Origin of the sequence: Sorangium sp. So ce693, from assembly GCF_051521375.1 — a bacterium.
GTDB classification, from domain to species: Bacteria; Myxococcota_A; Polyangia; order Polyangiales; family Polyangiaceae; genus Sorangium; species Sorangium atrum.
This window is the reverse complement of sequence record NZ_CP150347.1, coordinates 1,094,956-1,109,431: the sequence shown is the minus strand read 5'-3', so window position 1 is coordinate 1,109,431 and position 14,476 is coordinate 1,094,956. Positions and strand designations below refer to the sequence as shown.

The following is a 14,476-nucleotide window of genomic DNA, read 5'->3' as shown; positions in this document are numbered from 1 at the left end:
GACGGCGTCGTCTGGGCTCGCGCGCGGCTCGAACGCATCGCATCGAGGAACGGGAGCGCGAGCGCAACTCCGGATGCGCCACGCAGGAAGGTACGGCGGCTCAGAGGTTTCATTGTTTCTCCGGGACGATGACGGGGCGGTAGCGGAAGGCGTCGGTCTGCGTGAGCGCGACCACGAGCTCGGACAGGCTGTAACCGCTGTCCTTGAACGCGAGCGAGAGCGACGCCATCGAGCAGCGATCGGCGTCGGTCTTGTCGCGGCCGTAGAAGAAGCGGAAGTTTTGCAGCACATAGCAGGCGCGCGCCTCCTCGCTCTGCGCGAGGCGCTGCCCCAGCTCGGCGGCGTTCGCCACAGGGCCGTTGACGTCGCGCGTGCTCGAGATGGCGCTCGAGGTGTCGATCGGCCTGCCGGCCTCGTCCGTGGTGCGGGGGCGGCCCACGGCGTCGAACGACTCGAACACAACGCCGATGGGATCCATCAGCGAGTGGCACCCCGCGCAGCTCGGCTCGGTGCGGTGGAGCTCGAGGCGCTCGCGCTGCGAGAGCCCCTCTCCCAGGCCCTCGAGATCGAGCTTCACGTTGTTGGGCGGCGCGGGCACGATCTGGCACAGGAGATCGGTGCGCACCTTGAGGCCGCGGCGGACGATGGAGGTGCGGGTCGCCTTGTCGCGAGTGAGCATCATGCCCTGGGTCAGCACGCCCGAGCGGCCAGGCATGTCGACCCTGACGAAATCGTCGCCGCTCACCCCGCTCACGCCGTAGTGCTGCGCGAGCGGGCCGTTCACGAAGCTGTAGTCGCCGGCGAAGAGGTCGCCGAGCGAGCCGCTCGGGCTCGCGAACAGGTCCTTCACGAACGTGCGCGTCTCCGCTCGCAGCAAGGCGGGCAGGTCGCGCGAGAGGTCCGGATACACCGCCGGATCGCGGTTCATGCTGCTCAGGATGTCGGTGTCGAGCCACTGGTCGAAGTACTCGAGCAAGCGCTCGGCCTTGGGATCGGCCAGCATGCGCCGCACCTGGGCTTCGAGCTGCTCTGGCGTGCCGAGCTCGTCCGCCTCCGCCGCCCGCGTGAGCTCCTCGTCCGGATGCGACTGCCAGACAAGGTACGAGAGCCGCGAGGCCATCTCGTACGGCGTGGGCTCGGTGACGTCACCCGTGCTCGCCTGGCCGAGCTCGACGCGATAGAGCACGTTCGGCGACTGCAGCATGCTGAAGACGACCCACTCGATGCCGTCGTCGAAGGTGTACCCGTCCGATCCTGCGGTGAAGCGCTCCTCGTAACTCTGGACCTCGGCCTCCGTGAGCGGCCGCCGGTACGCCTTGGCGCCGAAGGCGCGGATGAAGTCGCGCGCGCACTCGAGCTCACCGAGCTCCTCCGGATCGCAGTCGACAAGGCCCGAAGCGTGGGCCGCGACAGCGGCGACCTGCTCCGCGGCGTCGAGGAACTTCTGCGCGACGAGCGAGCCGACGGTCAAGAAGCTCGCGTTGTTGCGGAAGCCGAGCGACTCGGACTCGTTCGGGAACGTGGCGACCACCTTGTCGACGGTGGAGGCCACGCCCGGGACGCCGGAGAAGAGATCCTTCACCGTGTTGGCGTACTCGTAATTGCTGAGACGGCGGAGCGGCGCGGTACCGGGCTGCGGCGTCTGGCAGAACGCCGAATCCAGCACGTCTTCCGGGGGCTCGACGATCCCAGGCTCGTCCCCGCCGGGGCCTGTGCCAGCCCCCGTGGACTGGCCGGGCCCGCCGATCTGGCCGTTGCAAGCCGCGACGAACGCGAGCAGGAGCGGCGCAGCGTACCTGAGGTGTGAGCCGAAAAGCTCGAGAGGCCAGCGATGCGTGTGTTGCTCGGGGTTCACCGTGTTCTCCACGCCGCGCCCGAAGAAAGGCACGAGTTGGTGCGAGCGCCGACCACATGGATCGGCACCTGCACGGGTTCCCGACGCTGCGACTCAACAGCGCCGATTTGATATGATGTACCAGAACCTGTCCCGTCCGGCTCACGGCAGAGGTCGATCGCGAACATTTTTGTGCCCCAACGACCCACCAACCCACCCATTTTATCTACCGCTGTCGCGTTTTTTGAACCCCGACGGTATCAGCGCGCGGCGTCTCGCTGCACATCACTGCCGAGAGCAGATACTTCAACCACCAACGATTTCGATGCCTGGACGTCGAGACGTCGGGATCGCGCTGAAGGAGCAGGCGCCTTCCTTCCGTCGTGAGGTCGTGGCACCATCGCCGCGCCAGGCGCCGTTCGAATCGACAGACACTCGCGGAGGTGCGGCCGATGGGGGTCAAGGTTCTCTTCATCGTCAAGGAGATAGAGGGGGCCGAGCCGCTCGGCGCCCTGTACGTGGCGGGATGCCTGGAGCAAGCGGGCCACGAGTGCAGGTTCATCGGCACGCGCGGCAACGATGTCCTCGCCGAGGTGCGGCGGTACGGGCCGGACGTCATCGCCTTCGGGGCGACGACGGGGCTCCATCGCTATTATCTCGGGCTCAATCACCACATCAAGCAGCATTACCCGAAGGTGGTGTCGCTGATGGGCGGGCCGCACGCGACCTACTATCCGGAGGTGATCCAGACGCCGGGGCTCGACGTGGTGTGCCAGGGCGAGGGCGAGGACGCCGCCGTCGAGCTGTGCGACGCGCTGGCGCGAGGCGACGATCACCGCGGTATCCGGGACCTCTGGGTCAAATCGGAGGGGAAGATCTACAGGAATCCAGCGCGCGGGCTGCGCCGCGACCTCGACGCGATCCCCTTCCCTCCGCGGCATCTGCTCTACGAGTACGACGACAGCCTGCGGCGGCGCCCCCTCAAGTCGTTCACCACCAACCGGGGGTGCCCCTTCCCCTGCAGCTACTGCTTCAACCCGTCGCTGGTCGAGCACTACGGCTCGAGCTGGAAGAAGGTGCGCGTCCGGAGCCCCGAGAACGTCGTGGCCGAGCTCGTCCAGGTGATGAAGCAAGGCCCGCTCCAGTTCGTCGGCTTTCGCGAGAGCATCTTCGTGTACGACGCCGAGTGGCTGAGGCAGTTCGGAGAGCTCTACCGTCGCGAGGTGAAGCTGCCTTATTACTGCCACCTGCGCGCCGACATGATGACCGAGGAGATGGTGGATCTCCTCGCCTGGTCTGGCTGTTACACCGTCAACGTCGGCATAGAGACCGCGAACCCCGAGCTCGCGAACGGCGTCCTGCGGCGCCAGATCCGGATGGACCGGCTCGTCCACGGGATCCGCCTCCTCAAGCGCGCGGGGATCGTGGTCTTCGCCGACAACATCCTCGGCATCCCGGGCGGGACGCTCGACGACGATCTGGCGACGCTGGAGCTCAACATCGAGCTCGACGTGGACTACGCCGCCGCCACGTTGTGCACGCCCTACCCGGGGACGGGCATCGCTGCGTACGCGGTCGAGCACGGCCATTTCAGCGGGGACTTCGACCTCATCGACGACAGCTATTACACCGAGTCGGTGCTGCGCTTCTCATCCGATGACGAGAAGAGGCAGATCGAGAACCTGCACAAGGTGTTCGCGGTCACGGCCGCCATTCCTGCCCTGCTGCCGCTCGTGAGGCGGCTCATCAAGCTCCCGCCGAACGATTTCTTCTATGCGATGTTCCGTGCCTGGTACCTCGTCTGCCACATGACGGACGTGATGCCGCGCCGGCTCGAGCTCGCCGAGCTCGTCAACAGCGCGCTATCGATCTTCGGGGTGTACCGCGGAACCGACGGGAACCGGTACCCCGCCCCGGCCCCCGAAGCGTTGCCCGTCGTTGCGCTGCCAGCGCAGGCTGCCTGCGAGGACACGAGGACCATCCAGCTGAGGCGCCGCCCGCGGCTCGAGGCGGAGAGCGCGGAGGCGCCGGATGTTCGCTGATCCGAAGAAGGTGGGGCTGCGGCGGCTGAAGAGGCGGCTCAAGGCAGGCGCGTCGATCGCGATCGCCATGGCCGCCGGGGCGTTCCTTGCCTGCAAGGGCGGCGCGAGCGACCCGGGCGCGTCGCCGAGCGGCCCCGACGCGCGGACCGGCCCTGACCGGCGGGGCGCGGCCGGCGGGAGCAGCGGCCAGAGCGCGCCAGCCCCGACCAGCGGCTCCGTGAGCGGGGGCGCATCCGACGCCGGCGAGGAGATGGATGCCACGGCGCCAGCGGACGGGGAGGCTGGCCAGGCCATCCTGGTCCGCGACGCCGGCGCCCCCGCGGAGGCCGGCGCCGGCGGGGCGATGATGGTCCCGAGCGGCAAGCCTGACGCCGGCGTGAAGCCCCGCGCACCGCACGTGGACAAGGAAGAACACCGCAAGGGGATGCCGGTGCGGGACAACCTCCTCGAATAATCCCGGGGGCGCGCAGCCCCGGGATGCGCCGCGCCTGCGGAAAAGAAGCGCGCTGCCGGCGCCGAGGTCACCCGCGCGCCGTCGCGCCGCCGCACTCGGGCCTCGCGGACGGACGCGCGCCGGCGAGGTAGGCCCGCGGCGTCACCCCGAGCAGCGACCGGAACTCGGCCGTGAGGTGGGCCTGGTCGTAGAAGCCGGTCTCGAGGGCGAGCCGCGCGAGGCTCGTCGTGGCGAGGCGCTCGGCGGCGCGACGGATACGCGCGATGCGGGCGTAGCGCTTCGGCGAGATGCCGATCTCCTCGTGGAAGAGCGCGCGCAGCGTCCGCTCGGCGACGCGGAGGCGCCGCGCGAGCGCGGGGATGGAGGCGTCCGGGTCGGGTGCCTGCGCGGAGGCGTCGAGGGCATCGACGGCGCGGCGCAGGAGCGCCCGGCGCGCCGGGGCGTCGACGCTCGCGTCGACCGCGCGGCAGAGGGCGTCCTCGAGCAGGCGCACCGCCGCGGCCGGGTCTCCGCCGGCGCGCGCGAGCGCTTGGCGGAGCTCGCGCGCGCGTGCGCCCCAGAGGTCGTCGAGCGGGACGACGCGATCGACGAGCTCGTGGGCGGCGACGCCGAGCGCGGGCCGGGCGCCCCCGGGGTGGAACGAGAGGCGAGCATAGAGAGGCACCGCGCCCGAGGGCTTGAACGTGGCGCGCTGAAGCGGCCCCACGGCGGCCACGACCGGCTCGCCGCCGGTCCAGCACGCGACGAGCGACGTGGTCCCGCTCGGCAGCCGCGTCCACCCCGCTGGCGGCGAGGGGACGGCGCTCATCACGTGGACGTCGGAGACCCAGGAACGGAGCGGCGCGCGCGGCGAGAGGTCGCGGCGCTCCGAGCGGGAGGGCGGGAGCAACGGCGCAAGCACGGCGGCAGTGTAGCGCGCCCGGCCTCGGCCGCCTCGGCCGTCGCGCGCCGAAGCGCTCGACCTTCGTGCCGGAATCTCCAAGAGGCGGCCTCGCCGGGACAGCAGGCTTCGCTCTCGAAACGGAGGTGTTCATGATCCTTGTTGCTGGTGCGACAGGCACCATCGGTCGCGCGCTGATCCCACAGCTGCTCGCCGCCCGGGCCGACGTGCGGGTGCTCACCCGCGATCCCGCCCGCGCGCGTGCGCTCTGGGGGAGCGACGTCGAGGTGGCCTGCGGAGACTTCACGGATGCGCCATCGCTCGCGCGCTCGCTCGAAGGCGCCGACCGCGTCTTCTTGCTCACGGCGCCGGGGCCGACGGTGGCCGATCACGACCGCGCGATGGCCGCGGCGGTGGTGCGCTCGCGGGTCGAGCAGATCGTCAAGCTCTCGGCTTACGGCGCCGAGCAAGAGGACCTCATCGCGTCCAGCTGGCATCGGGCCGGAGAAGAAGCGGTGATCGCGACGCGGCGCCGCTTCACGCTGCTCCGGCCGGCGGGATTCCACTCGAACGCGCTCGCGTGGGCCCCCAACGTGCGCGCCGGCGCCCCGATCGAGATCTCGACCGGCACTGGGAAGCACGCGATCGTCGACCCGCGCGACGTCGCGGCCGTCGCCGCCCGGGCGCTCACGTCGAACGATCACGACGGGCGGGCGTATACGCTCACCGGGCCCGCCGGCCTCGACGCGCACGAGCAGATCGCGATCCTCGCCGAGGCGCTCGGGCGCCCGATCGCCGCCGAGGACGTCACCGTCGAGCATGCGACGGCGAAGATGCGGGCGGCCGGCGCCCCGGAAGTGTTCGTCGGGGCGGTCGTCCAGGGCCTCACGTTCCTGCGCGACGGGCGCGCGTCGGCGCCGACGGACGCCGTCGCCGCGGTCCTCGGCCGCCCGCCGCGGCCCTTCGCGACGTGGGTCCGGGATCACCTCGACGCGTTTCGCTGAGCGCCCGCGCTCGCGGGGGCACGCCGCCGAGAGGCCCACATCACGCGATCATTGGTAGAACCCGACGTCGTCGATATAGACGTCGAAATCTTCCCCTTGGGTGAACCCAAACTCGATCGCGAAGAGCCCTGTGAGGTCGATGGGCTCGGCGGTTGGCTCGGCGCCTTCACCACCGCGCGCGAACTCCTCGAAGGGGATAACGACCGGGGCCCACTCCGCGCCGAGGTGCGTGGTGGTTGACCAGTCGTCGAAGCACGGATTGGCCACGTCCTCTCCCGATTCATCGCAGATCCCGCCCGCGGGGTCCGAGGTCTTGTCCGTGATGTTGACCTTCATCGTCGTCGCCGCGCCCGCGTCGCCGAGCTTGGCCCAGAACACGATGCCGCTGTACGCCGACGCGTCGTAGGCGAGCCGGCCCCCGTCGGGGCCGTTCAGCGCGAAGCCGAACCCCGCGCCCCACTCGGTGAAGCCGGATCCGAACGTGTGCATCGCCATCGTGCTCTCGCCGCGCGGCTCCGCGAGCGTCTCCGGGATGAACCCGACGGGGTTCTCTTCCGAGTAGACCGGGGGAGTCTGCGTGCCCGTCCCATCATTGAAGCTGTACCAGTAGCCGACCCTGCCACCGGCCTCATCGATGGCGCTGTCGCCGTCTTCCATGTCGTCGATCAGCTCGACGTCCGTGGGGACGACGACCTCGCCCCCGCCCGCCCCCGCGCCGGCCTCGCCACCCGTACCGGCCTCGCCGCCAGCGCCCGCGCCGGCCTCGCCACCCGCTCCTTCCAGGTGGTAGCTATCGTCCAGCCCCACGAGCGTGGTGCATCCACCGGCTGTGAAAATCCACGCCGCGCACATCCATGCTGCACGCCTCGTCGCCATATCTCCTCCTACCACCACCGCGTGGGCCCGGTCCACCGCGCCCCATCAGGCTCGGCGCAGACTGCTTCGGGCGGCGTCGATGCGGGCGGCTGGCGCCTTCCACGACGAGACATTTGAGTGCATCGCCCGGAGTCATTCTCTCAAACAGACCTTGTCGTCGTTCCCCGAAGCGCTCGACCTGTGCACAAAGCGCGTCCTTCCGTGACGTCGCCGCCCAACAAGCTGTTGAAGCGAGCGGCTGCGCGTCGGTGGTTGGGGATGACGAAGCAGAGATTGCTACGGAATTCTATCCGGGGCGTTCGACGGTCTCGACGGCGATCGCGCACCGGGCCAAATGTGGACAATGCGTAGATTATGGAGTTATGTTGACTTCTCGGTACCCTACCGTGAGCCGTTACAACTGTGACGCGTGAGCGCTACACTGAGCTCAGCCCCTATGCCCGTCCATGCCATCCGAATCGAAGAGCGCCTCTGGTCGAGCGCGTCGCCGCTCCGCAGGCAGGAGTGGCGCACGATCACGGCCGATATCGTCTCCGGCGAGCCGCCCTGGCCCTCGCGCGAGCCCTGCACCCTCGTCGCCGGTTGCGACGACAAAGATCTCCACTTCGTCTTCACGGCGAGCTCCCTCCCGGTGGACGCGCTCGCCCTCGCGCGGGCGGACGTCGCGCCGCTCGTGGGCGAGTACGTGGGCCTCATCAGAAAGCTCTCCGGGGACGACCTCTACCCCGCCCACATCGAGCCGCTCGACATGGCCAAGCGCGTCCTCCACGACGCCGGCGCAGGGCGGATAGGCGCCCTCCTCCCCGACCTGAGCCCGAGCTTCGAGACGCGCCGCCGCTTCTTCTCGCTCGTCGTCTCGCTCCTCGTCGACACGACGCGGCTCGGCCCGCTTCCAGCGCATCAACACGATCGAAGGCGCGCGCGGTAGTCAGCCCCCTGACAGCCACGGCGTCAGGGCATGCCCGCAAAAAAAGAAATCTTCATCTCTTCTGAATCCGCCCCCGAAGCGACGACGAGCGGCGGTCACCCGCACAGGAGACGGGCCCAGATCGGCGTTTTCGGCGCGGAAGCGCACTCCAGTGCGCTGAGCACCGAAAACGTCGAGGTGGGCCCGTATCCGCAGCGGGTGCCCGCCGCTCGGGTGGCCGCCGCTCGGATCAGCGGGCGCCTAGGAAGTCCATCTTGCCGATGTCGAGCCCGTTGTGGCGCAAGATCGCGTAGGCGGTCGTCACGTGGAAATAGAAGTTGGGCAGCACGAAGTTCAGCAGGTAAACAAGGCCCTTGAACTGCAGCGTCTGGTCGCGCGCCGGGATGGAGACATCGCGGTCCTCGGAGCCGTCGATCTGCTCGGGCCGGAGGCTTTTCAGGAACGCGACGGTCTTGGCGATGCGGGCCTGTAGCTCGTCGAAGCTGGCCTCGTTGTCCTCGTACTTCGGCAGGTCCACGGCCGCCAGCCGCGCTCCACAGCCCTTGGCCGAGTCGGTGGCGATCTGCACCTGGCGCGTGAGCGAGAGCATGTCCGGGGCGAGGCGCGCGTCGAGCAGGACGCGAGGCTCGATCTTCTTCGCCTCGGCATACGCGGCCGCCTTGGTGAGGATCGCCGAGAGGTTGCCGAGCATCCTGACGAGCACCGGGACCGAGGCTTGATACATCGAGATCGTCATCTTCTCATCTCCTTGCTATCGCACGGTTCAGGCAGCGCGTTCCCCGCACGGCGCACGCGGCGCGGCGCCGACGCACCCCCCGGCGGGGACGCGAGCAGGCGCGAACATAGGGCATCCTGCTCGTCAGGCAAGCACGCTCTCTCACGCGGGGCCGCCCCCGACCACCCGGGCGCCCGAGCACGCGCCCGTTCGCCGGGATCCACGGACTCCAGCGCTGAGGACACGCCCGCCGGGCGCTCCGCGCCATGACGCGCTCGTGAAGTAATGTAAAGGGCATTGACGAACCAGACTCCATGACGGGATGCCGCGGCGAGCGGCTCGGTGCCGGGGAGGGCGCGGGACGGGAGCGCGCCGTGATGGCCCTCGACGGCCGCGAGGGCGGCGCGCTATAGGGGGCGCCGATGCGAAACATCCTTTTCCTCTGCTTGTTCACGGCTGCGCTCACGACCGCGTGCGGCTCCACGACGACCGACCCCGACCCGACCGGGAGCGGCGGGTCGACCGCCAGCTCGACCAGCGAAAGCTCGACGGCCTCCAGCTCGACCAGCGAAAGCTCGACGACCTCCAGCTCGGCCACTGGCGCGACCTGCGTTCCTGGCGAGACCATGTCCTGCACCTGTCACGCCGTCAGCGCGCCGGGCGTCGCCACGTGCCTCGCCGACGGCAGCGGCTACGGACCGTGCATGGAGCAAGGCGGCGGCGCCTGCCGCTGTCCCCTCGGGCGCAGCGACGGCTGCTGCCCTGGCGACGGCATCTGCTGCGCGTGCGTGCAAGGCTGCGATCCAAACACGGATCCCCTGCAAGATGCCGAGACGGACGCGCTCATCGCCTGCGTCTGCGCGACGGGCGTGTGCGCCGAGGAGTGCGAGACGGAGTGCGCCGGCCGGGGCATCGCGGCGGACTGCAGGGCGTGCGTGCAGCAGGCGGGCGCGGACGCGTGCAAGGCGGAGTACGAGGCCTGCGGCGGGACATGAGCCCGCGCCGCGCGGCGCGCGGCGCGCGGCCAACAGCGCGCCGGGGGGCGGGGTCCGACTCCCCCCTTCCCGGCCGGCCCCGATTCCCACCTTCCCGCCCCCGGGCTCGTCGCTACATCCTCTCGGGCTCTGCCGCTCTCGCCTGCAGCAGCGCCTCGATCCGCCGGAGCAGCTCCGCCGGGTTGATCGGCTTCGGCAGCACACGCCCCGCGCGGGCCGAGAGGAACCGCCTGCTCACCTCGCTCGTGCCCCCTCCGGTCATGAACAGCACCCGGTCGACGAGCGCCGGCAGCTCCGCCTCGATCCACTCGTGGAGCTCTATCCCCGTGCCCTCCTGCATCACGATGTCGCAGAGCACGACATCGAAGGCCGAGTCCAGCCGGAGCGTCCTCTGGGCCTCTCGGCCCGAGCGCACGCAGACGACCTCGTGCGACGCCTCGAGGAGCCCACGCAGCGCGCGCAGGAGGAGGGGCTCGTCGTCCACGATCAGGATCCGGGCGCGCCGCGTCGGCTCGTCATCCCGCGCGGGCGCAGGCGGCGCGCGACGAGGGGTGCGCTCGGCGCTCGCCCAGGCGGGCAGCCGGACGCGGACGCAGGTGCCGACGCCGGCCTTGCTGCTGACGCCGATCGTGCCGCCGCACGACTCGACGATGTTGCGGCAGATCGCGAGTCCGAGCCCCGTCCCCTCCCCCGCGCGCTTCGTGGTGAAGAACGGCTCGAACAGCCTGTGCATGTGCTCTTCGGGCACGCCGCAGCCAGAGTCCACGATCTCCGCGACGACCTCCCGGCCCTGATCGCGGGTCCGCACCTCGACGACGTTGTCGGCGACCCGCCCCTCCCCGATCGACTGCGCCGCGTTGATGAGCAGGTTGACGAACACCTGCGTCAGGCGCCCCTCCGCGCCGCTCACGGGAGCCACCGGGGCGAGCTCGCGCACGACCCGCGCGCGGTGCTTCATCTGGGAATGCACGATGTTGAGCGCGCTCTCGATCACCGCGTTGACGTCGGTCGGCCCGATCGCCTCGTTCGCCTCCGCGCGCGCGAACACCCTGAGATCCCCGACGATGTCCATCACACGCGCCGCGCCGTGGCGGGCGTCCGCGAGCGGCTGGGCGAGGTGCTCGGCGGCGACGCCCTTGTCCGCCAGCCGCCGCACCTCGCGGGCGAGCAGCTCGAGGTTGGCCACCACGTACGCGAGCGGATTGTTGATCTCGTGGGCCACGCCCGCCGCCAGCTGGCCGACCGCGGCGAGCCGCTCGCTGCGCTCGAGCCGTGACCTCAGCTCCTCGGCCCGGCGCCGCCCGGTCACGTCGCGCAGGAGCGCCATGCGCGAGGGGCGCCCCTGCCAGTCCACGTCGACCCAGCGAACGTCGATGGCGACCTGCTGCCCTCCGATCTCCAGGCTCGTCTCGCCGGCGCAGAGCGCCGCCGGACAGCCCCGCCCGGCGACGGGGCGCCCGTCGCCCAGCAGCGACTCTGCAGCGGGGTTCGCGAAGAGCACCGTCCCGGAGGGATCCAGCACGATCACCCCATCGGCGCTCCGGGCGATGAGCTGGTGCAGGTTGGCCTCGTTCTCCCGGGCCTCCGCCATCGCCCGCGCGAGCTGCGTCAGGAGCTGCTGGCGGCTGACCGCATAGCGGATGGCTCGCCACAATGAATCCGCGTCGAGGCCCCGCTTCACGAGGTAATCCTGCACCGAGGCGCCGAGCGCGCGCTCCGCGAGGCGGACGTCGTCGTGGCCCGTCAGCACCACGATGGGCACATGGGGGTCGACCGCACGCACCCGCTCGACCACCTCGATGCCTTCCCCATCGGGCAAGGACAGGTCGAGGAGGACGACATCCCACCCCTCGTTCACGCGCGCGAGCCCGGCGGCGAGCGTCTCCGCGTGCGCGAGCTCGGCGCGCTGCCACGGCACGGCGTCGAGGTGGCTTTGCACGACCGAGGCAGCGATGGCGCTGTCCTCGATCAGCAGGAGGCGAAAGCAAGGCGCAGGCGGCGCCCGGCTGGGTTCAGCGGACATGGTGACCCCCTGACGGCTAAGGAACTCCTACACTTTCCCGGAAGTCAAGCGCCTCGCGCGCTGGCCGCGCCAGCGGATCGCAGCACGGGCGGAGCGGGGATTGGCGTGCTCCTCTGCGGTGGACGACGCGACGCACCATCCCGGCGCCGGTGGGGGTCGATTTTGCCGAGAAAGATCACAGGGAGGCGGGGAGATTTACTGAGTTTTTTCTCCATGCCTCCCCGTCTCCCTGTCAAAATTTGACCGGTACCCCGGCGTCCGAGGAGCGGCTGCGCCGTCGGCGCTATCGTCGCTGGAAGCCGCGCCGTCGGCGCTATCGTCGCCGGAAATGGAGTTCCTTCCCTTCCCGAAGATGCCGTGCCTCGGCGCGAGCGAGGCCCCGACCTGGGTCGCGCTCGAGAAGATCCACGGCGCGCAGCTCGTGATCGGCGTGGACGCGGCCGGCGTCCATTTCGGCAAGCGCAAGGGGTGGCTCCGGGACGAGGACCCCTTCTTCGGCTGGCAGCTGCTCCGCGCGTCGCTCCGGGACGCCGCCCGCGCGGCGTACGCCGCGGTCGGCGCGGCGCGGCTCGTCCTCTACGGCGAGCTCTTCGGCGGCGGCTACCCGCATCCGGACGTGCCCTCGGGCGGCGTGAGCCCCGTGCAGACCGGGGTCTGGTACGCGCCCGACCTGCGGTGGGCGCCCTTCGAGCTGCGCGCGGTCGATGCCGGCGAGGACGCCTTCCTGGCCTGGAGCGAGGCGGCCCCGGTCGCCGCCGCGGCGGGGTTCATGATGCCCCCGCTGCTCGCCCGGGGGCGCAAGGCGGAGATCGCCGCCGTGCCCGAGCGCTTCCCGTCGCGCGTCGCGTCCGCCCTGGGGCTGCCGCCCCTCGGCCCGGAGAACCTCGCGGAGGGGCTGGTGGCCAAGCCCGACGTCCGCATGCCGGCCGGGGCCTACATGGCCTTGAAGCGCAAGATCGCCGAGATGCGCGAGGATCGCTTCGACGAGAGCGCGCCGTGGGACCCGGAGCGCCCTGTCGACCTCGCCGCGCTGATCCGCTGGGGGGAGCGGCTCGTGAACGGCCCGCGCCTCTCGTCCGCCGCGTCGAAGGTGGGGCGCCACGACCGGGCCGCCGTCGACGAGGAGGCGGCCCTCGACGTGCTCGTGGATCTCGAGGCGGCGTTCCCCGGCGCGATGCGGGCGCTCTCGCCCGAGGACGGCGAGGCGCTGGAGCGCGCCGTCAGGACGGCCGTCGCGGGGCAACCGCTCTAGACGAGAGCGTTGCTCGGACGAGAAGAATGAAGGCGCAGAGAAGACGCCAAGGATGCCAAAAGGGAGAAGAGATGGGGGAATGATGCGCTGACGACCGGCGGCGTTGGTTGCTTCTCGCCCCCAATGCTCTCCTGGCAACCTTGACGCCTCAGAGCCTTTCTCAGTAAGAAGAATCGTGGCTCTCAGAAGATTACAGACTGAAACTTGCAGAATGCCCTGAGCCGTCACCTTGACATGGCCATTCGATGCGCCAGCAGACTGCCGATGAAGGCGGTCAAAGTCAAGGATGACGGATCTAGGCTCCCAACAACGCTCACGGCGGCTGCGCGGCACAGCCCCGCCCCTCACCCCGCGAGCAGCTCAATAGCTCGGTGACGCCCAGAGCACCAGAGATAGTTAATCGGAGAGTGATCGGACATAGAGAACGGGAGGCTGACCCAGCGCGCAAACGCGAATTGCTCGAGCCCCCACGCAATGGCACCGATCGGCACGGTCAGAAGAGCGGTATACACCTGCGAGATAGCCTTCGGCCGGAGCAGCCACCCTTGCTCTGCACAGTAATACTCCTTCCCGAAGTGCGCAAACGAGCCGGTTGTTCGCGGCGGCAGGCGCGGGACGAGGTCATGTTTGTAGACGTGCCGGAACACCCTCGCACCGAACCGCTCCTCACATGTCTCAACGAACACATGGTCGCCCACCATCGGTTGCCCGAAAGTATACACTCCATGAAGGGTGCTCCGGATCGCGTCTCGCAGCCGCTGGTCGTGGTCGTTCCAGAGCATCGCCGAGGCGAGCGCGGCCATACCGCCGCCAAGGCTATGTCCCGTAATGTAGAGCCTTTTGATAGGGCTGAAAGGAGGCTGGGGGGCACGGTCCTCTGATTCCAGCGGAACGCCCAAGGCTCGCGCGAGAGCCTTGCGGAATCGCGGCCTGACGATCTCTACGTTTCGATAAAATCCGTCATGAACGCGCCCGATGTCCACGAACTGCACCATGCGGGTATTCGCGTTCAAGAGCCATTGAGTAACGTTCTTAGGCGCCGTCCCTTGGAAGCAGAGGACACCGAATTCGCCATTTTCGCTGCGGATCAAGTACGCATTCGCGTCCACGAGGAGCGCATCGTTAGCGATAGCGAAGTGATCCACATGAAAATCATGATTGAACTTCTGCCGCATCACGAGCTCGAACTCATCCCGCGCGTAGGCCCACGCGCAAGCCGCGGCGAGGAGGTACGCAACATCCTCATCATGCTCCTCCGGCTCGGTCGCGCGGGCCAACACCGAACTAACGACGACAGAGGGCAACCCACTCATCGAATCACATGAATTCGGCTGAATAGACATCGGAACTTCTCCACAAACGAGCGTTCACGGATGAGATCACATCGCTTTGAGGAATGTATCACCTTACAGTCATCGTCTCGCCTGATGCACGCCCTCGGTTGGTCTTCGACGTGTGCACATCACCTCGTAG

The 14,476-nt window shown here is 69.4% G+C and carries 12 protein-coding genes; 6 read left to right on the top strand and 6 right to left on the bottom strand.

Annotation, left to right across the window (positions count from 1 at the left end; translation table 11 throughout):
- Positions 1–109: 109 nt before the first annotated feature.
- A complete protein-coding gene (locus WMF14_RS04175) occupies positions 110–1,855 on the bottom strand; it encodes a DUF1592 domain-containing protein (RefSeq protein ID WP_437798889.1) in 1,746 nt (581 codons plus the stop codon).
- 431 nt (positions 1,856–2,286) lie between these two features.
- On the opposite strand from WMF14_RS04175, the gene WMF14_RS04170 reads away from it, so the two are divergent.
- Together WMF14_RS04170 and WMF14_RS04165 are read left to right on the top strand one after the other, a co-directional pair.
- A complete protein-coding gene (locus WMF14_RS04170; protein ID WP_437798887.1) occupies positions 2,287–3,876 on the top strand; it encodes a B12-binding domain-containing radical SAM protein in 1,590 nt (529 codons plus the stop codon).
- On the top strand, positions 3,866–4,330 hold the full coding sequence (locus WMF14_RS04165) for a hypothetical protein (RefSeq protein WP_437798886.1): 465 nt from the start codon (positions 3,866–3,868) through the stop codon (positions 4,328–4,330). Before WMF14_RS04170 ends, WMF14_RS04165 begins: the two co-directional genes overlap by 11 nt.
- A 67-nt stretch (positions 4,331–4,397) precedes the next feature.
- Here the strand turns inward: WMF14_RS04165 and WMF14_RS04160 are convergent, their stop codons facing one another.
- Positions 4,398–5,231 carry a helix-turn-helix domain-containing protein gene (locus WMF14_RS04160; RefSeq protein WP_437798885.1) on the bottom strand — a complete coding sequence of 278 codons (834 nt, stop codon included), beginning with the start codon at positions 5,229–5,231 and terminating at the stop codon, positions 4,398–4,400.
- 131 nt (positions 5,232–5,362) lie between these two features.
- On the opposite strand from WMF14_RS04160, the gene WMF14_RS04155 reads away from it, so the two are divergent.
- On the top strand, positions 5,363–6,214 hold the full coding sequence (locus tag WMF14_RS04155; RefSeq protein ID WP_437798884.1) for an NAD(P)H-binding protein: 852 nt from the start codon (positions 5,363–5,365) through the stop codon (positions 6,212–6,214).
- A gap of 48 nt (positions 6,215–6,262) precedes the next feature.
- On the opposite strand, the gene WMF14_RS04150 is transcribed toward WMF14_RS04155, so the two are convergent.
- Positions 6,263–7,021 (bottom strand): hypothetical protein, encoded by a 759-nt coding sequence (locus WMF14_RS04150; protein ID WP_437798883.1) that lies wholly within the window; start codon positions 7,019–7,021, stop codon positions 6,263–6,265.
- A 505-nt stretch (positions 7,022–7,526) separates the two neighbouring features.
- Here WMF14_RS04150 and WMF14_RS04145 point away from each other — a divergent pair.
- Entirely contained in the window at positions 7,527–8,018 is a 492-nt protein-coding gene (locus WMF14_RS04145; RefSeq protein WP_437798882.1) for a UPF0262 family protein, read from the top strand.
- Between the two features lie 229 nt (positions 8,019–8,247).
- On the opposite strand, the gene WMF14_RS04140 is transcribed toward WMF14_RS04145, so the two are convergent.
- A complete protein-coding gene (locus WMF14_RS04140) occupies positions 8,248–8,754 on the bottom strand; it encodes a DUF1993 domain-containing protein (protein ID WP_272097846.1) in 507 nt (168 codons plus the stop codon).
- A gap of 401 nt (positions 8,755–9,155) precedes the next feature.
- Between WMF14_RS04140 and WMF14_RS04135 the strand changes: the two genes are divergently transcribed.
- Positions 9,156–9,728: a hypothetical protein gene (locus WMF14_RS04135; protein ID WP_437798881.1), complete on the top strand. Its 573-nt coding sequence runs from the start codon at positions 9,156–9,158 to the stop codon at positions 9,726–9,728.
- Between the two features lie 112 nt (positions 9,729–9,840).
- On the opposite strand, the gene WMF14_RS04130 is transcribed toward WMF14_RS04135, so the two are convergent.
- Entirely contained in the window at positions 9,841–11,751 is a 1,911-nt protein-coding gene (locus WMF14_RS04130; protein WP_437798880.1) for a response regulator, read from the bottom strand.
- A 328-nt stretch (positions 11,752–12,079) separates the two neighbouring features.
- On the opposite strand from WMF14_RS04130, the gene WMF14_RS04125 reads away from it, so the two are divergent.
- Positions 12,080–13,003 (top strand): RNA ligase family protein, encoded by a 924-nt coding sequence (locus WMF14_RS04125; RefSeq protein WP_437798878.1) that lies wholly within the window; start codon positions 12,080–12,082, stop codon positions 13,001–13,003.
- A 344-nt stretch (positions 13,004–13,347) separates the two neighbouring features.
- Here the strand turns inward: WMF14_RS04125 and WMF14_RS04120 are convergent, their stop codons facing one another.
- Positions 13,348–14,346, bottom strand: coding sequence for a lipase family protein (locus tag WMF14_RS04120; protein WP_437798877.1), 999 nt, complete (start codon positions 14,344–14,346; stop codon positions 13,348–13,350).
- Positions 14,347–14,476: the final 130 nt, after the last annotated feature.

Excerpts from the sequence above, each read along its gene's own strand:
- WMF14_RS04145 (WP_437798882.1), top strand. The coding sequence starts at position 7,527 with ATGCCCGTCCATGCCATCCGAATCGAAGAGCGCCTCTGGTCGAGCGCG.
- WMF14_RS04135 (WP_437798881.1), top strand. The coding sequence starts at position 9,156 with ATGCGAAACATCCTTTTCCTCTGCTTGTTCACGGCTGCGCTCACGACC.
- WMF14_RS04125 (WP_437798878.1), top strand. The coding sequence starts at position 12,080 with ATGGAGTTCCTTCCCTTCCCGAAGATGCCGTGCCTCGGCGCGAGCGAG.
- WMF14_RS04140 (WP_272097846.1), bottom strand. The coding sequence starts at position 8,754 with ATGACGATCTCGATGTATCAAGCCTCGGTCCCGGTGCTCGTCAGGATG.
- WMF14_RS04155 (WP_437798884.1), top strand. The coding sequence starts at position 5,363 with ATGATCCTTGTTGCTGGTGCGACAGGCACCATCGGTCGCGCGCTGATC.
- WMF14_RS04120 (WP_437798877.1), bottom strand. The coding sequence starts at position 14,346 with ATGTCTATTCAGCCGAATTCATGTGATTCGATGAGTGGGTTGCCCTCT.
- WMF14_RS04130 (WP_437798880.1), bottom strand. The coding sequence starts at position 11,751 with ATGTCCGCTGAACCCAGCCGGGCGCCGCCTGCGCCTTGCTTTCGCCTC.
- WMF14_RS04170 (WP_437798887.1), top strand. The coding sequence starts at position 2,287 with ATGGGGGTCAAGGTTCTCTTCATCGTCAAGGAGATAGAGGGGGCCGAG.
- WMF14_RS04165 (WP_437798886.1), top strand. The coding sequence starts at position 3,866 with ATGTTCGCTGATCCGAAGAAGGTGGGGCTGCGGCGGCTGAAGAGGCGG.